The following is an 18249-nucleotide window of genomic DNA, read 5'->3' as shown; positions in this document are numbered from 1 at the left end:
GCGTATAATCGTCGGCAGCGTCAGATGTGTATAAGAGACAGGTGGTGGGGAAGGGCACGGACAGCATCTTGGCGCAGGCGGCGGTGACCGCGGCGGAGTTGACCATGCCGGCGTTCTGCTGGCGGTGCACGGCGTTGTGCATCGCCATGCCGAGCGTCTCGACCATCACGGCGTCGAGCATGGCGAACGACTGCGCGGGGGACTGTCCCGTCAGAAGCGTGACGATGTCCGACGTCGCGTCGATCACCTGGGTGTTCACGGTGCCTTCGTCGCTCATGATTTTGCGGTTCCCTTGGTGATGATCAGCGTAAGGACCTGGGCGAGCGCGGCCTCGGTGATGACCTGGGCGCGCTGCTGGTTGGCGACGGCGTTCTGCATGGCCAGGCCGAGGCTGTCGGCCATGGCGACGTAGGTCATGTCCATCGCCAGGGATGGGGTCAGGCCAAGCGGTATCGCCGTGTTCGCCGCGACCGATCCGGCAAGGCTGGCGGAGCTTCCGTCCGGCATTCACGCACTCCTGCCTTCAGGCTCCTGCCACTGGCTTCTGCGGACACGGGCTTATGCGCGACCGGGCGCTTCAACCTGCGGCGGAGGCCGCCCCCGGTGCTCCGAGGGCGGCCTTCCGGCTCTCCTTAGGAGAGGCCCAGGATCTGGGTGGTGACGACGCCGGTCGAGGCCGTGTCGACGGAATACAGAGTTGACAGGCCCTGCGTGGTGGCCGCCTGCATCACCACGTAGGACTGCTGCTGGTTGTTCGTGGCGTTGTGGGCCGCGTTCGACAGCGCCTGGCTGGTGGCGACGAACAGGTTGCCCATCGCGACGGCCGGGGCGTCGCCCAGGACCTTGGTGTTGACCTGGGAGACCGAGTCCGTGATCTGGTTGTTCAGGGCGGTCGGGAAAGCCATCGTGTTTGCTCCTTACATCGGATGTTGCGTTGGTTTGAGGCCAAAGCGCCGGCGGCGGTCCGGCGGACGGCGGCGGGTGCCGCGTCCGCCGTCCGGTCAGCCGAGGAGCTTCGACGTGGCGGCGCCGGTGGTCGCGGTGTCGATGGAGTAGAGCATCGCGACGCCCGTCGTCGTGGCGGCCTGCGCCGTGACGTACATCTGCTGCTGCGCCAGGGTCGCGTTGTGGGCCGCGTTGGCCAGCGCCTGGGCGGTGGCCTGGTACAGGTTGCCCATGGCGATCGCCGGCGAGCTGCCAACGACCTGGACGTTGCTCTGGGCTACGGAATCAGTGATCTGGCTGTTGACTGCCGTCGGGAAAGCCATCTGACGTTATTCCTTGGCGAATGGTTCGGGTTGGACGGCCGGCGGCCTGTTCCGGGCGCCTGCCGGCCCCCGGTCCGGGCCGGTCGGCTCATCAGGCGCCCAGGATGCTCTTCGTGGCGACGCCAGTGGAGGCGGTGTCGATCGAGTAGAGCGTGGCGACGCCCATGGTCGTGGCGGCCTGCATGGTCACGTAGGACTGCTGCTGGTTGTTGGTGGCGTTGTGGGCCGCGTTGGCCAGCGCCTGGGCCGTGGCCTGGAACAGGTTGCCCATGGCGATCGCCGGAGCGTCGCCCAGGACCTTGGTGTTGGCCTGGGTGACGGAATCGGTGATCTGGTCGTTCACGGCGGTCGGGAAAGCCATTTGTTCGTCCTCTTCGATTGCCTGCCGCCCGCCCGCCGTCCCTCATGGAGGGCGGGGTGGCGCAGGTGGTTTGAAACGTCGATGGCGGCGCGGGTCCGGCTTACGAGCCGAGGCCCTTGACGCCGGTGCTGAGGATGCTCTTCGTGGCGACGCCGGTGGAGGCGGTGTCGATCGAGTAGAGCGTGGCCACGCCCTGGGTGGTGGCGGCCTGCGCGGTCACGTAGGACTGCTGCTGGGCGTTGGTGGCGTTGTGGGCCGCGTTGGCCAGCGCCTGAGCCGTGGCCTGGAACAGATTGCCCATGGCGATCGCCGGAGCGTCGCCCAGGACCTTGGTGTTGGCCTGGGTGACGGAATCGGTGATCTGGTCGTTCACGGCGGTCGGAAATGCCATTGTCTTTCCTCACTGGTGGGGCCGGTTTCAAAGGCGGCCGCTGGTGGCGTCGATCATTCGCGCAGCCCCATGCGACCATGGAGTGCGTGAACAGCGGACGATGCGACTGTAGCGAGGTGCATTGTCGCGCGATTGGTCTATCCGGCGAAAGAATCCGGCGGACCGCGGGATCTTTGTGCGCTTGGGTTGCGCTTTGGCGAGCGATGCGGGGAAAGCGTGCGGTGTTGGCGCGACCGATTCTTGCGCGGTGGGCGCAACGATGGACGCAAGGCCGTGCAATTCCGCGTCCCACCGCCCGCGCCCCCGCGCGGAAAACCGGCGCCATCCGGAGGAATCGACGGCGAGGGGAGGGGCGACGGGAACGCGAAGCGGCGACGCCCCGCGGATTGAGGGGAGTCCCAACGAAATCACGTCGCTCTATTCTTGGTCTGGTCTTTGATGATACTGTCGAAAGGGATTGAAGTCCGGAAGGTGCCGAGCGTGCTCAAGAAAAGTGCAGTATCCGTAGCCGCCAACACTGCCGCTGCAACAAATGAAACCAAACGGGCGTCGCACAGCGCATTTGATAATGCGCAAGGGCAGCTGTTCGGCATCATCATGACCGCGTTCGGGATTTCCATATTGCATGCCGCCGGATTGATCACCGGGCAGGCGGCGGGGCTGTCCTTCGTCATCGCCTATGCCACGGGGCTGGATTTCGGCCCGGTGTTCTTCGTGGTGAACCTGCCCTTCTACGCGCTGGCGCTGGCGCGCATCGGCTGGCGCTTCACCGCGAAATCGCTTCTGGCGGTCACCAGCATCTCGGTGCTGACCACTTTGGCGCCCCACGCGATCCGCTACGACGCGCTGCACCCCTATGTGGCGGCGGTTCTGGCGGGCTTCTGCATCGGCATCGGGGTGATCGGCCTGTTCCGCCACGGCTCCAGCGGCGGTGGGGTGGGCATTCTCGCCTTCTACATCCAGGAGAAGACGGGCTTCCGCGCCGGCTGGCTCCAGGCCCTGTTCGACGTGGTGATCTTCTCCATGGCGGTCTTCGTGATCGATGGGAAGGCGGTGCTGGCCTCGATGCTGGGGGCGGCGGTGCTGAACGCCTTCGTCGCCTTCAACCACCGGACGGACTGGTACGTGGCCCGCTGAAGGCCGTGCATCGGATAGGAGAGGTGCGGCCCCGCACCTCCCGGCACCTTCATCACCGTTTTGTCGGGTGCACTTGCCGCTCCTGGCGCTTCACCCGGTCAGGGAAAGCCAAGGTCAAAGCACGGCCGCATCCAGCGCTTCGCGCCAATGCTGAACGCGCTTCTTCAAAGCCGCTCTCTGGACATAAACCAGCGTTTCCTCCTCCAGACGCTCGAGGATCTCGAAACTCAGGCTGTCCGCTCCATGCTCGTTCCAGATGGCCTGGAGGTCACGGTTGGGGCTGGAGTTCTGTTTGAGCTGAAACCACAAGCGGTTCTGGATGGTGCTCAGATCGGGCGCAGCACCCACCCAGACCTTGCCGGCTGCCACGCACCGCAGCGCGTAGACACCGGCGGACACCTTCCGCTCCTTGTAGGCGGTCACGGCCGCCTTTCTGTCCTGACCAGTTGTCATTGCTCCGCTCACTCCGGTTGCGCGGTCTGAACCTCAACATCCTGGCTTTGTCATTTACACCCGGGTAATATTGCCTTCAATCTTTTTATCCGGGTATAAATTGCTCACGCTTGCCCACACACAGGTCATCGGAGAGCCACCGTGAACGATGCCCCGACCGAGGGACCGTCCTGCACCGCCTTCATTGGTGACGGGCTGTTTGCTGCCGGAACACCGAAGGATGTGGCGCTTGCCATCAAGCGGGCCGCCACGTCCGGCAACGATGCCGTCATCCTTGTCTTCGACGACCAGACCGGGCGCCAAATCGACTTCGATCTGAGCGGCAGTGAGGAAGAGGTCGCCGAACGTCTTCGCACCACGAAGGACGACGTGTCGCCGCAAAGGCAGAGCATGGGTGCGCCGACGCGCGGCCGGCCCAAGCTCGGAGTCGTCGCGCGGGAGGTGACCTTGCTCCCGCGCCACTGGGAGTGGCTCGCCGCGCAACCGGAGGGCGCGTCAGCGGTGATCCGCCGGTTGATCGATGCCGCCCGCAACCAAAGAAGCGGTGTCGAGCGCGCGCGTCAGGCCCAAGCTGCAGCGGACCGTTTCATGATGTCCATGCTGGGCGATCAGCAGGGGTGGGAGGAAGCCTCACGGTCACTTTATGCCGGCGATGGGAAACGCTTCCAGGAGCTGACGGAATCCTGGCCTGTGGACCTGCGAAACCATGCACGCCGATTGGCGGCGCCGGCCTTTATGACAAGTGTTGAGAATGTGCGGGATTCCGGCACCTGACATTCCGCATCGGAACAGGGCCCCCCCTCGGGGAAGAGGGAACGTCAAAGGCGACAGTCTCGGCCGACGCGGCCTGTTGCAATTCTCCGCGGGCTTGGTACCCTGTTCCGCATCGCCAGCCACGCTGGCCGTAAGCGTTCAACGTCAACCAACGCACTCAACGATCCTCGCCGATCGGAGTGCGTTCGCGTGTTCGGACGGACGGCCATCGGCGGGGACCAGTGTGGAGCACACCATGGGTCCCCACCAAAGGCCGGCGTCGGCGCGCGATCCGGCGCAGGGCCGCCTGATCGTCCTGACCGCCGTCCTCTTCGTCTCCTACCTCTGTGTCGCCCTGTCCCTTCCCGTCGTGCCGCTGTTCGTCGCCGGGGATCTCGGGATGGGCAATGTCTGGGCCGGGCTGGGCGTGGGAAGCGCCTTCCTCGCCACCATTCTCAGCCGCGGCTTTGCCGGAACCGTCTCCGACCGACGCGGCGCCAAGCGCGCGGTCGGGCGGGGGCTGGCCTTCTATGTGGCCGGCGGGTTGGTCTCGATGGCCGCCGGTCCATTGTCGTTCTCGCCATGGGCGGCCTTTTCCGTGCTGGTGGCGGGCCGCCTGCTCATCGGCGTCGGCGAAAGCCTCGTCGGGGTCGGGGTGGTCGCCTGGGGGATCGGCATCGTCGGTCCACAGCGCTCGGGCCGTGTGCTGGCGCTGATCGGGGCGGCGCTCTACGGCGCCTTCGCGGCGGGCGGGCCGCTGGGGCTGGCGCTGCTCGACGGCTTCGGCTTCTCCGGCGTCATGGCGGTCAGCGCGCTGCTGCCCGCCGTCGGGCTTCTGGCGATCCGGCGCATGGAAGGGACCCCGGCCCATCCCGACGCCGAGCGGCCGCCCTTCCGCAGCGTGCTGGGGCGGATCTGGCGCCAGGGCGCCATCGTCAGCCTCCAGGGTATCGGCTTCGCCGCCATCGGCGCCTTCTTCTCTCTGCACTTCGTCCGCGAGGGCTGGCCCCACGCCGGGCTCGGCCTGACCGCCTTCGGCCTCGGCTTCGTGCTCGTCCGCTTCGCGCTGGGCCATCTGCCCGACCGCTTCGGCGGCCTGCGCGTGGCGATGGGGTCGCTGGCGGTGGAGGCGGTCGGGCAGGCGCTGCTGTGGACCGCGGGCGACCCCGTCACCGCGCTGGCCGGCGCCTTCCTGACGGGGCTCGGCTGCTCGCTGGTCTTTCCCGCCATGGGGCGGGAGGTCGTCCATCTCGTCGAGCCGCAGCTTCGGGGCACCGCGCTCGGCGCCTTCGCGGCGTTCCAGGACGTCGCCTACGGCCTGACCGGGCCGCTGGCCGGGCTGCTCGCCGACCGGGTGGGCTACGGCGGCGTCTTCCTGCTGGGGAGCGCCGCCGCGGCGCTGGGCTTCCTGACCACCGTCCAGCTCCTCCGCGCACGGCCGGTGGTGAAGACCAGCCCGACCTGAGGGGGCCTATTCCCCCGCCGCGGCCTTCAGGAGGGTGATGCTGATCCGCCGGTTCTGCGGGGCCAGCGGGTTGGCGGCGTCGAGATGGTCGAGGTCGGCGCGGCCCTCCACCCGGACGATCCGCCGGGCCGGCACGCCGGCGGCGATCAGCTCGCGGCGGGCGGCGTTGGCGCGGTCGCTGGACAGTTCCCAGTTGCCGTACTTCGCCCCGTCCGCATAGCCCAGCGCGTCGGTGTGGCCGGTGATGCTGAGGCGGTTGGGCGACGACGCCACGGCGCTGGCGACCAGCCGCATCAGGCGCCGCCCCTGCTCGTTCATCTGGGCGGAGCCGACGTTGTACATCGACACCTTCGCCTGATCGGTGAGCTGCACGCGAAGGCCGACGGACGTCTGCTCGATGACCACGCTGCCGGCGAGCGCCCCCAGCTCCGGCATCGTTTCCAGCGCCGTGCGCAGGTCGCGCTCGGCCCTCTCAAGCCCCTGCTGTTCGCTCAGCGCCGCGGTCTGGCGGTCGAGCAGGGCCTCCAGTTCCGCCCGCGCGTCGCGGTCCGTCTGGCTCCGGCCGCCGGGCGGGTTGGGCATGGGGTCCTTGCGGCCGGCAGGCTCGCGGTCGCTCTCGCCCAGCGAGGCGACGACGGGCGGGGCAGCCACCGGCACGCTGTGCTCCCCCGGCGCGTTGGGCGTGGACAGCGCCCCCGTCTTGTCCACCGCCCGCCCGGCGAGCATGCCGTCGGCGCCCGAGTTGGACTGCGACAGGGCCACCGGGTTGAAATAGTCGGCGATGCCCTTGCGCTGCTCCACCGTGGTGATGTTCATCAGCCACATGATGAGGAAGAAGGTCATCATCGCCGTCACGAAGTCGGCGTAGGCCAGCTTCCAGGCGCTGTTGTGCTCCTCCTCCTCCTCGCCGTAGCGGCGCTTGATGATGATCGTCGGCTCGATGCGCTTGCGGGGCATGGCGGGGCCTCAGGCGGGCTGGCTCGCCTCGCGGGCCTTCGCCTGCGAGGAGAGCGTGGTGGCGACCTCGACCTCGGCAAGGCTCGGCTGCGTGTCGGCGAACAGCACCTTGCGGGCGAATTCCGCGCAGACCTGCGGGGGGCTGCCGCGCAGATAGGCGCCGAGCCCCGCGCGCACGCAGATGAACAGCGTCAGCTCCGCCTCGCGGCGATGGCGGGCGGCGGCGGCGATCGGACCGACGAGGCCGTAGGACAGCAGCACGCCGAGGAAGGTGCCGGTCAGCGCCCCGCCGATCATGTGGCCCAGCACCTCCGGCGGCTCGCTGATCGCGCTCATGGCGTTGATGACGCCCAGCACGGCGGCGACGATGCCCAGCGCCGGCAGCGCGTCGGCCAGATTCTGCAACGCCTTCGGCACCTGGTTCAGCTCGCGCCCGATGGTCTCGATCTCCTCGTTCATCAGGGCTTCCAGATCGTGCGGGTTGTCCTGGCCCAGCGCGATCAGGCGCATGTAGTCGCACAGGAAGGTGACGCAGCGCGGCTGGCGGAAGACCGAGGGGTACTGGGCGAAGATCGGGCTGTCGTCCGGCTTGTCGATGTCGCTCTCGATGTTCGACACGCCCTTGGACTTCGCCTGCCGCAGCAGGGCGTAGAGCAGCGAGATCAGGTCCAGATACTCGTCCTTGCTGGTGTGCCGGCCGCGGGCCACCGCCCCGATGGTGCGCACGGTGGCGCGCAGCACCGCCATGGAGTTGGCGATGACGTAGCCGCCGATGCCGGCGCCGACGATGATGACGATTTCCACGGGCTGCCACAGCACGCCCATCCGCCCGCCCATGGCGGCGAAGCCGCCGAGCACGCTCAGGAAGACCGCGACGATTCCGAACAGCAAACGCATGATGTGAGTCCTCCGGCTCGGCCGAAAAAGGGGATCGGGCTCAGGGAGCCGTCGTATGGGGCAGGGGCCGTCAGGGCGCTTTCCACCGGCGCAGCACGCCGGCCAGCGCGTCGGCGGCGGCGAGCTGGCCGCCGACGGTGGCGCTGGACAGCGGCTTGCCCGCCGGGTCGGGCGGGACGGCCAGGGCGTCGAGCAGACCGGCCCAGCGAGTCCCGGCCAGTGCCTTGCCGTGGCGCTCCGCGGCGGCGGTCACCGCCGCGTCGTCGCCCGCCCGGAAGGCGGCCAGCGCGTGGAAGGCGATGTCGTCCGGCAGAGGCGCGTCCTGCCCGCCCAGCAGCTCGGCGTAGGCGGCACGGGCCGCCGGCCATTCGCCGGCGCGGAACAGGCTGTCCGCCCGGATGCGCGCCGCCTCGGGTCCGGTCAGGCCGCGCAGCGCGTCGAAGGCGCGCATCGCCTCGCCCTCGCTGGCGAAGGCCTCGGCGCGCAGCAGGGCGCGGCGCTCGGCGGCGGTGGCGTCCGGCGCGGGGCCGGCGGTGTGGTCCAGCACGGCCAGCGCCTCCGTCCCGCGCCCGGCGTCCAGCAGCACGCGGGCCAGCTCCAGACCGACCGCCGCGCGTTCGGCGCCGCGTGTGGCCTCGGCGACGGTGTGGAGCAGGCGCGCGGCCTCAAGCGTGAAGCCGCCGCGGGCCAGCAGCCGGGCGAGCCGGCGCTGCTGCGTTCCGGCATCGTCGTCGGTCAGCGCCACCGTGCGGCCGTAGCGCACTTGGAGGGACAACGCATCGAGCGCGCTGCCCGGGGTCGTCTCCAGATGGCCGATCACCGCGTCGAGCAGCCCGCGCCCGGTGGTCAGCGCCGCGCGGCCGCGCGCCGTCGCGCCGAAGCGGCGGCCCAGAAGGCCGAAGATGTCGAGCGCCGCGTCGATCCGCCCGGCGCGGGTGTAGGCGGCGCCCAGCGCGGCCAGCGCGTCCGTCTCGACGTCGCCGCCGCGCCAAGCGTAGCGCAGGCTTTCCAGCTCCGCGATGGCGCCGGGATCGTCCAAAGCGCCGCTGGCCAGCCGCAGCTCAATGGAGCGCACCTGGGCGCGGTGGCCATAGAGGTTGGGCAGGGCGGCGGCGCGCTTGTAATGGGCCAGCGCCTCCGCCGTCTCGTTGTGCAGCTCCGCCAGACGGCCGCGGAAGAAGTCGAGCCGCCCGTCGGTGGAGCCGATGCCGTCCAGCGTGATCATCTCCAGCACGATCAGGTTCAGCGACGGGCCGTCCGCCGCCTCGCTCGCCGATTCGGCGAGCAGGGTCAGCAGACGGCCGCGCAGGTCGACGGGGTAGGACAGCAGCCGTTTCAGCGCGATGGGCAGGCTCGCCTTGGCGGCGGTCCAGCGGCTGGGGGCCAGGGTGGCGCTGCGCCAGACATGGTGGTCGGCGGCGGCTGGGCTGGGCTGGGCGCGGACGAACTGGCTGTCGTCCGGATCAGCGGTGCCGTCCAGCGCGCGAAAGGCGTCGCGCAGCAGCCGCAGCTCGTAGCGCTGGTCCGGCCCCGGCGTCAGGCTCTCCGCGGCGTCCAGCGCGGCGCGGCCCTCCTCCGGCAAGGCGCGGGCCAGCGTGAAGCGGGCCATGGCGAGCAGCGCGTCCACCCGCGTGCGGCCTTGGCTCTCGGCGATGCGCTGCTCCAGATGCTGCTTGCGCGCCGGGTAGTCGTCGCCGGCCCAGGCGTCCAGGTCGAAGGCGCGGATCGGCGGGTCGGTCTGAACGGTGGGGGTGGGGGCCACGACCGGCGGCATGGCTGACGGCGGCACGGCGGCCACCGTCCGGGCGGGTTCCGGCTTCGGCGGCGGGGCCTTGGCGACCGGTTGCGGTTGAACCGGTGGCGGCGCCTGTGCCACGGGCGGGGCTTGTACGACTGGCTGCGCCTGGGCGCTGGCGACCGGGCTCAGCCGCTCGGCGAGGCTGATGGGCGCTGTTGGGGCAGGCGCCGGTTCGGGAACCGGTGGCGGCGCGATCATCGGAAAGACCGACGCGCCGGGCGCCTCGGCCAGCAGGACACCTTCGGACGCCGGGATCGGGGCGCCGGGCTTGCGCGCCGGGCGCGGCGGGTCGGCCACGTCGATGAAGGTGATCCGCCGCTCGCGGCGCACGGTGACGCGGGCGCCGCAGGGCCAGTCCATGGTCAGGCTGCGCCCGTCCTCGGCCGTCTGGAAGCCGGTCAGCCGCCGCGAATAGGTGCCGTTCAGCGCCTCCAGCGGCCAGGGGACCGCCTGCGAGAAGGCAACGCGCCCGCCGCAGCTTCCCACATCGACCGCCGGGGCGCCCTGCGCGTTGACCAGCGCCAGACGCGAGAAGTCGGCGTGGTCGCCCGTCTGCACGGTGATCGGTGCCGGTGGTGCCTCCGCCGCGGCGGGAGGCGCCGTCAGGGCGGTGGTGACCGACAGAAGGGCCAGGGAGATGGACAGGGTCCGGCAGGGATGCATCGCGACTGCCCCAAATTTTATCTAAATCGGAATCAAATCCCCCAAGACACCGGTCAGTTCCCGTCGCGGCGTCCCAGGTTGAAACCCGGCTTTAAACTGCATCACCTAGGTTAAGGCGGCGTTCAAACCGAAGGTGTCCGGCGATGGAGAATCCCCTTTACATTGGATTGTCGCGGCAAGTGGCGTTGCGTCGGCAGCTCGATGTCGTGGCGAACAACATCGCCAACATGAACACTGCGGGGTTCCGCGGTGAACGCATGCTGTTCGAAGCGGCGATGGAGCGCGGCGGCATGAAGCCGTCCGACAAGATCGCCTTCACCATCGACCGCGCCACATACACCGACTTCACCGCCGGCAGCCTGAAGCCGACCGACAACCCCTATGACGTGGCGCTGGACGGCGACGGCTGGCTCCAGGTGCAGACGCCGGACGGCCCGCGCTACACCCGCGACGGGCGGATGCGGCGCGACGTGGACGGGCAGCTCGTGAACGCCGGCGGCTTCCCCTATCTGGACGACAACCAGCAGCCCATCGTCATCCCGGCCGACCGCAGCCGGATGGAGATCGGCACCGATGGGCTGGTCTCCGCCGACAACGAGATGATCGCCCGGCTGCGCGTCGTCCGCTTCGAGAGCCCGCAGGCGCTGGCCCAGACCGGCGACGTGCTGTTCGACGCCGTGGACGCCCAGCCGCTGCCGGCCCCCGACACCCGCCTCGTCCAGGGCAAGCTGGAGCAGTCCAACGTCCAGTCCATCGCCGAGATGTCGCGGATGATGGAGCTGACGCGCGACTACCAGTCGGTCACCCGCATGATGGACGACGGGCAGGACCTGCTGCGCTCCGCCATCAACCGCCTCGGCAAATCCGCTTAAATCAGGAGATTGCGTCCATGCGCGTGCTCAGCATCGCTTCGACCGGCATGATGGCCCAGCAGTTGAACGTCGAGGTCATCTCCAACAACATCGCCAACATCAACACCACCGCCTTCAAGCGCGGGCGCGCCGAGTTCCAGGACCTGATGTACCAGTCGGAACGGCGCCAGGGCAGCCAGTCCACCGACGCCGGAACCATCATCCCGACCGGCATCGAGGTCGGCCTCGGCGTGCGTCCGGGGGCGGTCAACCGCATCAACACGACCGGCAACCTGACCTCGACCGGGAACGAGCTGGACCTCGCCATCGAGGGGCGCGGCTACTTCAACATCCGCATGCCGGCAGGCGAGACCGCCTACACCCGCGCCGGCGGCTTCAAGCTGTCGCCGGAGGGCACCATCGTGACCAGCGACGGCCACCCGGTGCTGCCCGAGGTCACCGTGCCGCAGGGCACGCGGGAGATCGCCGTGAACGCGTCGGGCGAGGTGCAGGCCTTCGTCGACGGGCAGACCCGCCCGCGCGTGCTGGGCCAGCTGGTGATGACCGTGTTCGTCAACGAATCCGGGCTGGAGGCGATGGGCGACAACCTCTACCGCGCCACCCCCGCCTCGGGCGAGCCGCAGGACGGCACCGGCGGGCAGGCGGGCTTCGGCACCATCCGGCAGAAGTATCTGGAATCCTCCAACGTCAACGTCGTGCAGGAGATCACCGAACTCATCTCCGCCCAGCGCGCCTACGAGATGAACGCGAAGGTGGTCGAGGCCGGCGACCAGATGGCCTCCACCCTCTCCAACATGCGGTGACCGCCATGCGGCGTTCCGTTCGTCATCTGGCCGGACTCGCGGTCGCCCTGCAACTGCTCGGCGCGCCCGCCCAAGCGGCCTATCTCTCCGATGGCGAGGGAGCCGTGGAGGCGTTGCTGGCGCAGGAGCTGGCGGCCTCGCTCGGCCCGGCGGTGCCGCCGGATGCGCGGGTCTCGCTGGTGCTGACCGCGCCCTTCTCCGGCCCGGTGGAGGCGGTGCGCGACCTGTCCTACGACCCGCGCGGCGGGTTGGTCCGCGCGCTGGTCAGCAGCAACGGGCGCGTCGTCGAGGTGAAGGCCAAGGCCGACATCATGGTGGAGGTGCCGGTGCCGACGCGCCGCATCCTGCCCGGCGAGGTGATCGCCGACAGCGACCTGACCACCATCCCGATGCCGCTGGAGCGGCTGAACGGCGCCGTCGTCACCTCCCGCGACAGCCTCGCCGGGCTGGCCAGCCGCCGCCAGCTTTCCGCCGGGCGGCTGATCCAGACCTCGGCGGTCGGCGCCCCGCTGGTGGTCCAGCGCAACAAGCCGGTCAGCCTCGTCTACGAGGACGGGCCGCTGCAGCTGATGGCGCGGGGCCGCGCCCTGCAGGACGGCGGGGTGGGGGAGCTGGTGCGGGTGATGAACATCGCCAGCAACATCGTCGTCACCGGCACCATCACCGGCCCGCAGACCGTCACCGTCGCCGGGCCTCCGCACGCCATGCCGCCCAACGCGGCTTCCGCGAAATTCTGAGTCCAATCAAGGACACGCCCATGCGCACCCTGCCGCCCCGCACCCTGGTTCCGTTCCTCGCCCTGACGGTGGCGCTCGCCGGCTGTGGGCGGCTGGCCGACGTGGGGCAGGCACCGCGTCTGTCGGAAATCTCAAACCCCGCCATGGCGCCGGAGGCGCGCGTCATCTCCATGCCGATGCCGCGCCCCAACACCAACGAGCAGGTGCCGAGTTCACTGTGGCGCACCGGGTCCCGCGATTTCTTCCGCGACCCGCGGGCCAAGCAGGTGGGCGATCTGCTGACCGTCATCATCAACATCGCCGATCAGGCGCAGCTGCAGAACCAGACGCAGCGCCAGCGCTCCAACGCCGAGTCGGCGGGCGTGCCGAACTTCTTCGGGCTGGAGTCGCGGCTGCCGGCGGTGCTGCCCGACGCGGTCAACCCGTCCAGCCTCGTCGACATGGACAGCTCCTCCTCCTCCTCCGGCACCGGGACGATCCAGCGCAACGAGCGCATCGCCATGCGCGCCGCGGCGGTGGTGACCGAGGTGCTGCCCAACGGCAACTTCGTGATCGCCGGCCGGCAGGAGGTGCGGGTGAACTACGAGCTGCGCGAGATGCGCATCGCCGGGGTCATCCGGCCCGAGGACATCACCAACGTGAACACCATCGACTACGACAAGATCGCCGAGGCGCGGATCACCTACGGCGGGCGCGGCCAGATCACCGACGTCCAGCAGCCGCGCTACGGCCAGCAGGTCTTCGACATCATCATGCCCTTCTGAGCGGCGGGGAAACGCGACCATGGCGGACCGTACCGGACCCAGCCGATACTCGGTCTTCGTGCTCTGCGCCGCGCTGGCGGCCGCGGTCGGCTACGGCATCGGACGCCTGCAGCTGACGCTCGGCGCCGACGAGAAAGCCGCGGCGGAGCAGCAGGCCGGCGCGGGGCCGGACCTGCCCAGCGACGGTCCCGGCCCCTTCTACGTGGAGGTCGGGCAATTGATGGTCCCGGTGCTGGTGGAGGGCCGCACCAACGCCTTCATCCTGACCCAGATCACCTTGCAGACCGGCAGCGTCGAGCAATCCAACCTGCTGCGCCGCCATCTTCCCCACGCGCGCAATGCCCTGCTGCAGGCCCTGTTCGGTATGGCGGGGGCGGGCGCCTTCGACGGCCCGTCGGTCGATCCCGCCGCCGTCGCCAAATCCCTGAAGCAGGCCGCCGCCGAACAGCTCGGTCCCGATCTGGTGCGCGGCGTGCTGATCGACCGCCTGATGCGCCAGGAAAACACCCGGCTGTAACCCGCCCGATCCCGGTTCGCTCCGTCAGCCCCTCCCTCGCGTCCAGCGGGGGAGGAACTTTGCGTTGACGTGCGGCAAAACGTCCAAAGCAACGAAAGTACCGGTACTTAGGGATTGAGTCGGTGCCGGCACTTGACCTCGGTCAAGCCACTCATGATGCGAAAGGATGAAGCTCCGCGGCGATACCGTTCGATCAATCCATGGGACCGCCATGACCGCGCCGCCCGCCCGCACCGCCGACACCGCCGCCCCGACCCGCCGCTTCGAGGGGTTCGTTTTTTTCGCCCTCTCCATCCTGATATGGCCGTTCCTGGCGATCGGCATGGTCGGGGCCTACGGCTTCTCCGTCTGGATGTACCAGATCCTGTCCCACTCCGGCGGGATGTGAGGCGGCCATGCCCGAACTGCACATTTCCAGCCTCGTCATCCAGCACGCGCCCGACCGCACCGCCGCCCTGAAGGAGGTGGTCCTGGCGCTCGCCGGCGCCGACTGGCACGCGTCGGAGAACGGCAAGGCCATCGTCACGCTGGAAACGGCGACGGAGGCCGAGGTCCTGGACCGCATCGCCGACATCAACGCCATGGCGGGCGTCCACACCACCACGCTGGTCTACCACCACTACGAGGACGCCGAGCGCTGCGCGGAGCCGATGCCCGCCGACACCGCTCTCGTCCCCCACGCCCATTGACGTCCGTCCAAGAAAAGACGACCCGCCCCAGGAGGCACCCCCCTATGTCCCTGACCCGCCGTGATTATCTGAAGGTCCAAGCCGCCGTGACAGCGGCGGCGGCGGCCGGTGTGAGCCTGCCGTCCGTCATCCAGCCCGCCGAGGCCGGCACCCTGACGGCCGGCGCCGACGCCAAGCTCACCTGGTCGAAGGCCCCCTGCCGCTTCTGCGGCACCGGCTGCGGTGTCATGGTCGGTGTGAAGGAGGGGCGCATCGTCGCCACCCACGGCGACGTGAAGGCCGAGGTCAACCGCGGCCTGAACTGCGTGAAGGGCTATTTCCTGTCCAAGATCATGTACGGCGAGGACCGGCTGACCCAGCCGCTGCTGCGCATGAAGGACGGGCAGTTCCACAAGGAAGGCGAATTCACCCCGATCAGTTGGGATCAGGCCTTCGACATCATGGCCACCAAGTGGAAGGAGACCCTGAAGAAGAAGGGTCCGACCGCGGTGGGCATGTTCGGCTCCGGCCAGTGGACGATCATGGAAGGCTACGCCGCCTCCAAGTTCATGAAGGCGGGCCTGCGCTCCAACAATCTGGACCCCAACGCCCGCCATTGCATGGCGTCGGCGGTGGTCGGCTTCATGCGCACCTTCGGCATGGACGAGCCGATGGGCTGCTACGACGACATGGAGCAGGCCGACGCCTTCGTGCTGTGGGGCTCCAACATGGCGGAGATGCACCCCATCCTGTGGACCCGCGTCACCGACCGCCGGCTGACCCATGAGGGCTGCAAGGTCGCCGTCCTGTCCACCTACGAACATCGCAGCTTCGACCTTGCCGACATCGGCCTGGTTTTCACGCCGCAGTCCGATCTGGCGATCCTCAACTACATCGCCAACCACATCATCAAGACGGGCCGGGTGAACCAGGAGTTCATCGCCAAGCACGTCAACTTCAAGCGCGGCCGCGACGACATCGGCTACGGCCTGCGGCCCGAGCATCCGCTGGAGCAGAAGGCGAAGAACGTCGCCAAGGCCAACGAGTCCGACCCGATCTCCTTCGAGGAGTTCGCGAAGTTCGTCGAGCCCTACACGCTGGAGAAGGCGCACGAGCTGTCGGGCGTGCCGAAGAACCGGCTGGAGGCGCTGGCCGAGCTGTACGCCGACCCGAAGGTGAAGGTCATGTCCTTCTGGACCATGGGCTTCAACCAGCACACCCGCGGTGTCTGGGCCAACAACCTCGTCTACAACATCCATCTGCTGACCGGGAAGATCAGCCAGCCGGGCTGCGGCCCCTTCTCGCTGACCGGCCAGCCCTCGGCCTGCGGCACGGCGCGCGAGGTCGGCACCTTCTCGCACCGGCTGCCCGCCGACATGGTGGTCACCAACCCGGAACACCGCAAGCACGCCGAGGAGATCTGGAAGCTGCCCGAAGGCACGATCCCGGACAAGGTCGGCTACCACGCCGTCCAGCAGGACCGCATGCTGAAGGACGGCAAGCTCAACGCCTACTGGGTCCAGTGCAACAACAACATGCAGACGGCGCCGAACACGGCGAACGAGACCTACCTGGGCTATCGGAACCCGGAAAACTTCATCGTCGTGTCGGACGCCTACCCGACGGTGACGGCGCTGGCCGCCGACCTGATCCTGCCGACCGCCATGTGGGTGGAGAAGGAAGGCGGCTACGGCAACGCCGAGCGCCGCACCCAGGTCTGGCACCAGCTCGTCGGCGCGCCGGGCGAGGCGCGCTCCGACCTCTGGCAGATCATCGAGTTCTCCAAGCGCTTCAAGATCGAGGAGGTGTGGCCGGAGGAACTGATCGCCAAGAAGCCGGAGGTCCGCGGCAAGACCCTGTACGACGTGCTGTACTGCAACGGTCAGGTCAACGCCTTCCCGCTGTCGGACTGCGACCCGGCCTATGAGAACCGCGAATCGCAGGCCTTCGGCTTCTACGTCCATAAGGGCCTGTTCGAGGAATACGCGACCTTCGGGCGCGGCCACGGCCACGACCTCGCCCCCTACGACATGTACCACCAGGAGCGCGGCCTGCGCTGGCCGGTGGTGAACGGCAAGGAGACGAAGTGGCGCTACCGCGAGGGCTTCGACCCCTACGTTCCGGCGGGCGAGGGCGTGCGCTTCTACGGCAACAAGGACGGCAAGGCGAACATCTTCGCGCTGCCCTATGAGCCGGCGGCGGAATCGCCGGACAAGGACTACCCGTTCTGGCTCTGCACCGGCCGCGTGGTCGAGCATTGGCACTCCGGCTCCATGACGTTGCGCGTTCCGGAGCTGCGCAAGGCCTTCCCCAACGCCGTCGTCTTCATCCATCCCGACGACGCCAAGGACCTGAACCTGCGGCGCGGGCAGGAGGTGCGCATCGCTTCCCGCCGCGGCGAGGTGCGGGTGCGGGTCGAGACGCGGGGCCGCAACAAGCCGCCGCGGGGCCTCGTCTTCGTGCCCTTCTTCGACCACACGGTGCTCATCAACAAGGTGACGCTGGACGCCACCGACCCGCTGAGCAAGCAGACCGACTTCAAGAAATGCGCGGTCAAGATCATTCCTGTCGCGTGAGGAGCCCGTCCATGAAGACCCGCATCACCTTTGCCGCCCTCGCGCTGGCCGCGGCCATGCCGCTCCTGGTGTCCGGCGTGTTCGCCGCGGACGGGGCCGCCCCCGCGAAGGTTCCCTCCGGCCCGCACCCGATCACCCAGGAGATTCCCGCCGACCCGATGGCGAAGGAGATCACCGACGATCACAAGCGGGCGCGGAACTACGCCGACCAGCCGCCGCTGATCCCGCACGCGATCCGCGACTACCAGATCGACCTGAACATCAACAAGTGCATGACCTGCCATGACCGCAAGAACACCGAGGGCTCGCAGGCCCCGATGATCTCGGTCACTCACTTCCAGGACCGCGACGGCCAGACGCTGGGCGCGGTCAGCCCGCGGCGCTACTTCTGCACCCAGTGCCACGTGCCGCAGACCGACGCCCAGCCGATCACCGGCAACCGCTTCCGCGACATCGACAGCATTCTGGCCGGTGGAAAGGAAGGCGCCAAATGAAGGGCCTTCTGAGCTTCGCCGGGCGCTTCTGGCGTGTCTTCTCGCGGCCCAGCGTGCATTTCAGCCTGGGCTTCCTGACCCTGGGCGGCTTCCTGGCCGGCGTGATGTTCTGGGGCGGATTCAACACCGCCCTGGAGGTCACCAACAAGGAGGCCTTCTGCATCTCCTGCCACGAGATGAAGAACAACCCCTACGAGGAGCTGAAGCAGACCATCCACTTCACCAACCGCTCCGGCGTGCGCGCCACCTGCCCGGACTGCCACGTCCCGCACGACTGGACGCACAAGATCGGCCGCAAGATGCAGGCGTCGAAGGAGGTCTGGGGCAAGATCTTCGGCACCATCGACACCCGCGAGAAGTTTCTCGACAAGCGGCTGGAGCTGGCCACCCACGAATGGGACCGGCTGAAATCCAACAACTCCCTGGAATGCCGCAACTGCCACAGCGCGGAATCCATGGACATCACCCGCCAGAACCCGCGGGCCGCCAAGATGCACGAGACCTACCTGTTCACCGGCGAGCGGACCTGCATCGACTGCCACAAGGGCATCGCCCACCGGCTTCCCGACATGAAGGGCGTGGAGCCCGGCTGGACCGGAACCGTATCGGCGAAGTGAACCACTAGGGGTTGATCTTTGGCTCCGGCCTCTCCGTCTCGCGGCGGAGGGGCCGGAG

The 18249-nt window shown here is 68.7% G+C and carries 23 protein-coding genes; 13 read left to right on the top strand and 10 right to left on the bottom strand.

Annotation, left to right across the window (positions count from 1 at the left end; genetic code table 11):
- The 6 genes from Q4I23_RS09375 to Q4I23_RS09350 form a co-directional block, all read right to left on the bottom strand.
- Nucleotides 1-277, bottom strand: a 277-nt coding sequence (locus Q4I23_RS09375) for a RebB family R body protein (protein WP_498526035.1), incomplete at its 3' end; no start/stop codon positions are given.
- Nucleotides 274-507, bottom strand: a complete 234-nt coding sequence (locus Q4I23_RS09370; protein ID WP_040138293.1) for a RebB family R body protein — start codon at nt 505-507, stop codon at nt 274-276. The genes Q4I23_RS09370 and Q4I23_RS09375, both read right to left, overlap by 4 nt.
- A gap of 125 nt (nt 508-632) precedes the next feature.
- Nucleotides 633-905, bottom strand: coding sequence for a RebB family R body protein (locus Q4I23_RS09365; RefSeq protein WP_014200162.1), 273 nt, complete (start codon nt 903-905; stop codon nt 633-635).
- 96 nt (nt 906-1001) lie between these two features.
- Nucleotides 1002-1268 (bottom strand): RebB family R body protein, encoded by a 267-nt coding sequence (locus tag Q4I23_RS09360; RefSeq protein WP_014200161.1) that lies wholly within the window; start codon nt 1266-1268, stop codon nt 1002-1004.
- A gap of 91 nt (nt 1269-1359) precedes the next feature.
- Nucleotides 1360-1629, bottom strand: coding sequence for a RebB family R body protein (locus Q4I23_RS09355; protein ID WP_145626298.1), 270 nt, complete (start codon nt 1627-1629; stop codon nt 1360-1362).
- A gap of 100 nt (nt 1630-1729) precedes the next feature.
- Nucleotides 1730-2020, bottom strand: a complete 291-nt coding sequence (locus tag Q4I23_RS09350) for a RebB family R body protein (protein WP_014200159.1) — start codon at nt 2018-2020, stop codon at nt 1730-1732.
- 471 nt (nt 2021-2491) lie between these two features.
- Here Q4I23_RS09350 and Q4I23_RS09345 point away from each other — a divergent pair, with 471 nt between their 5' ends.
- Nucleotides 2492-3157, top strand: a complete 666-nt coding sequence (locus Q4I23_RS09345) for a YitT family protein (RefSeq protein WP_498526034.1) — start codon at nt 2492-2494, stop codon at nt 3155-3157.
- A 114-nt stretch (nt 3158-3271) separates the two neighbouring features.
- Here the strand turns inward: Q4I23_RS09345 and Q4I23_RS09340 are convergent, their stop codons facing one another.
- A complete protein-coding gene (locus Q4I23_RS09340) occupies nt 3272-3580 on the bottom strand; it encodes a GIY-YIG nuclease family protein (RefSeq protein ID WP_454020724.1) in 309 nt (102 codons plus the stop codon).
- A gap of 171 nt (nt 3581-3751) precedes the next feature.
- Between Q4I23_RS09340 and Q4I23_RS09335 the strand changes: the two genes are divergently transcribed.
- Nucleotides 3752-4384 (top strand): DUF2239 family protein, encoded by a 633-nt coding sequence (locus Q4I23_RS09335; protein WP_014200156.1) that lies wholly within the window; start codon nt 3752-3754, stop codon nt 4382-4384.
- A 235-nt stretch (nt 4385-4619) separates the two neighbouring features.
- A complete protein-coding gene (locus Q4I23_RS09330) occupies nt 4620-5828 on the top strand; it encodes an arabinose transporter (protein ID WP_498526033.1) in 1209 nt (402 codons plus the stop codon).
- Nucleotides 5829-5834: 6 nt separating this feature from the next.
- On the opposite strand, the gene Q4I23_RS09325 is transcribed toward Q4I23_RS09330, so the two are convergent.
- From Q4I23_RS09325 to Q4I23_RS09315, 3 genes are all read right to left on the bottom strand, one after another.
- Nucleotides 5835-6785, bottom strand: a complete 951-nt coding sequence (locus Q4I23_RS09325; protein ID WP_498526032.1) for a flagellar motor protein MotB — start codon at nt 6783-6785, stop codon at nt 5835-5837.
- A gap of 9 nt (nt 6786-6794) precedes the next feature.
- Nucleotides 6795-7682, bottom strand: a complete 888-nt coding sequence (motA, locus tag Q4I23_RS09320; RefSeq protein ID WP_094305778.1) for a flagellar motor stator protein MotA — start codon at nt 7680-7682, stop codon at nt 6795-6797.
- A gap of 70 nt (nt 7683-7752) precedes the next feature.
- Nucleotides 7753-10143 carry a hypothetical protein gene (locus Q4I23_RS09315; RefSeq protein WP_498526031.1) on the bottom strand — a complete coding sequence of 797 codons (2391 nt, stop codon included), beginning with the start codon at nt 10141-10143 and terminating at the stop codon, nt 7753-7755.
- A gap of 143 nt (nt 10144-10286) precedes the next feature.
- On the opposite strand from Q4I23_RS09315, the gene flgF reads away from it, so the two are divergent.
- The 10 genes from flgF to Q4I23_RS09265 all read left to right on the top strand — a co-directional run bounded on the left by flgF (nt 10287) and on the right by Q4I23_RS09265 (nt 18191).
- Nucleotides 10287-11015, top strand: coding sequence for a flagellar basal-body rod protein FlgF (flgF, locus tag Q4I23_RS09310; protein WP_454020720.1), 729 nt, complete (start codon nt 10287-10289; stop codon nt 11013-11015).
- A gap of 17 nt (nt 11016-11032) precedes the next feature.
- Nucleotides 11033-11818 (top strand): flagellar basal-body rod protein FlgG, encoded by a 786-nt coding sequence (gene flgG, locus Q4I23_RS09305; protein WP_094305780.1) that lies wholly within the window; start codon nt 11033-11035, stop codon nt 11816-11818.
- A 5-nt stretch (nt 11819-11823) separates the two neighbouring features.
- The gene (gene flgA, locus Q4I23_RS09300) at nt 11824-12555 is read left to right on the top strand and encodes a flagellar basal body P-ring formation chaperone FlgA (protein WP_498526030.1); all 732 of its coding nucleotides are present in this window, start codon (nt 11824-11826) and stop codon (nt 12553-12555) included.
- Between the two features lie 20 nt (nt 12556-12575).
- The gene (gene flgH, locus Q4I23_RS09295; RefSeq protein ID WP_035682963.1) at nt 12576-13319 is read left to right on the top strand and encodes a flagellar basal body L-ring protein FlgH; all 744 of its coding nucleotides are present in this window, start codon (nt 12576-12578) and stop codon (nt 13317-13319) included.
- Nucleotides 13320-13338: 19 nt separating this feature from the next.
- Nucleotides 13339-13836, top strand: coding sequence for a hypothetical protein (locus tag Q4I23_RS09290; RefSeq protein WP_454020717.1), 498 nt, complete (start codon nt 13339-13341; stop codon nt 13834-13836).
- Between the two features lie 211 nt (nt 13837-14047).
- Nucleotides 14048-14224, top strand: coding sequence for a periplasmic nitrate reductase, NapE protein (locus Q4I23_RS09285; protein WP_035682958.1), 177 nt, complete (start codon nt 14048-14050; stop codon nt 14222-14224).
- 7 nt (nt 14225-14231) lie between these two features.
- Nucleotides 14232-14525, top strand: a complete 294-nt coding sequence (locus Q4I23_RS09280; protein ID WP_476960063.1) for a chaperone NapD — start codon at nt 14232-14234, stop codon at nt 14523-14525.
- A gap of 44 nt (nt 14526-14569) precedes the next feature.
- Nucleotides 14570-17080 carry a nitrate reductase catalytic subunit NapA gene (gene napA / locus Q4I23_RS09275; protein ID WP_464881783.1) on the top strand — a complete coding sequence of 837 codons (2511 nt, stop codon included), beginning with the start codon at nt 14570-14572 and terminating at the stop codon, nt 17078-17080.
- Between the two features lie 11 nt (nt 17081-17091).
- Nucleotides 17092-17574: a nitrate reductase cytochrome c-type subunit gene (locus Q4I23_RS09270; RefSeq protein ID WP_035682930.1), complete on the top strand. Its 483-nt coding sequence runs from the start codon at nt 17092-17094 to the stop codon at nt 17572-17574.
- The gene (locus Q4I23_RS09265) at nt 17571-18191 is read left to right on the top strand and encodes a NapC/NirT family cytochrome c (RefSeq protein ID WP_014200142.1); all 621 of its coding nucleotides are present in this window, start codon (nt 17571-17573) and stop codon (nt 18189-18191) included. Before Q4I23_RS09270 ends, Q4I23_RS09265 begins: the two co-directional genes overlap by 4 nt.
- Nucleotides 18192-18249: the final 58 nt, after the last annotated feature.

The organism is Azospirillum sp. UFLA03-27 (assembly GCF_059803775.1).
This window is presented reverse-complemented; position numbering and strand designations above follow the sequence as displayed.

Excerpts from the sequence above, each read along its gene's own strand:
- motA (WP_094305778.1), bottom strand. The coding sequence starts at position 7,682 with ATGCGTTTGCTGTTCGGAATCGTCGCGGTCTTCCTGAGCGTGCTCGGC.
- flgA (WP_498526030.1), top strand. The coding sequence starts at position 11,824 with ATGCGGCGTTCCGTTCGTCATCTGGCCGGACTCGCGGTCGCCCTGCAA.
- Q4I23_RS09270 (WP_035682930.1), top strand. The coding sequence starts at position 17,092 with ATGAAGACCCGCATCACCTTTGCCGCCCTCGCGCTGGCCGCGGCCATG.
- flgG (WP_094305780.1), top strand. The coding sequence starts at position 11,033 with ATGCGCGTGCTCAGCATCGCTTCGACCGGCATGATGGCCCAGCAGTTG.
- Q4I23_RS09290 (WP_454020717.1), top strand. The coding sequence starts at position 13,339 with ATGGCGGACCGTACCGGACCCAGCCGATACTCGGTCTTCGTGCTCTGC.
- Q4I23_RS09265 (WP_014200142.1), top strand. The coding sequence starts at position 17,571 with ATGAAGGGCCTTCTGAGCTTCGCCGGGCGCTTCTGGCGTGTCTTCTCG.
- Q4I23_RS09330 (WP_498526033.1), top strand. The coding sequence starts at position 4,620 with ATGGGTCCCCACCAAAGGCCGGCGTCGGCGCGCGATCCGGCGCAGGGC.
- flgF (WP_454020720.1), top strand. The coding sequence starts at position 10,287 with ATGGAGAATCCCCTTTACATTGGATTGTCGCGGCAAGTGGCGTTGCGT.
- Q4I23_RS09280 (WP_476960063.1), top strand. The coding sequence starts at position 14,232 with ATGCCCGAACTGCACATTTCCAGCCTCGTCATCCAGCACGCGCCCGAC.
- Q4I23_RS09325 (WP_498526032.1), bottom strand. The coding sequence starts at position 6,785 with ATGCCCCGCAAGCGCATCGAGCCGACGATCATCATCAAGCGCCGCTAC.
- Q4I23_RS09365 (WP_014200162.1), bottom strand. The coding sequence starts at position 905 with ATGGCTTTCCCGACCGCCCTGAACAACCAGATCACGGACTCGGTCTCC.
- Q4I23_RS09350 (WP_014200159.1), bottom strand. The coding sequence starts at position 2,020 with ATGGCATTTCCGACCGCCGTGAACGACCAGATCACCGATTCCGTCACC.
- Q4I23_RS09285 (WP_035682958.1), top strand. The coding sequence starts at position 14,048 with ATGACCGCGCCGCCCGCCCGCACCGCCGACACCGCCGCCCCGACCCGC.
- Q4I23_RS09355 (WP_145626298.1), bottom strand. The coding sequence starts at position 1,629 with ATGGCTTTCCCGACCGCCGTGAACGACCAGATCACCGATTCCGTCACC.
- Q4I23_RS09370 (WP_040138293.1), bottom strand. The coding sequence starts at position 507 with ATGCCGGACGGAAGCTCCGCCAGCCTTGCCGGATCGGTCGCGGCGAAC.
- napA (WP_464881783.1), top strand. The coding sequence starts at position 14,570 with ATGTCCCTGACCCGCCGTGATTATCTGAAGGTCCAAGCCGCCGTGACA.
- Q4I23_RS09315 (WP_498526031.1), bottom strand. The coding sequence starts at position 10,143 with ATGCATCCCTGCCGGACCCTGTCCATCTCCCTGGCCCTTCTGTCGGTC.
- flgH (WP_035682963.1), top strand. The coding sequence starts at position 12,576 with ATGCGCACCCTGCCGCCCCGCACCCTGGTTCCGTTCCTCGCCCTGACG.
- Q4I23_RS09360 (WP_014200161.1), bottom strand. The coding sequence starts at position 1,268 with ATGGCTTTCCCGACGGCAGTCAACAGCCAGATCACTGATTCCGTAGCC.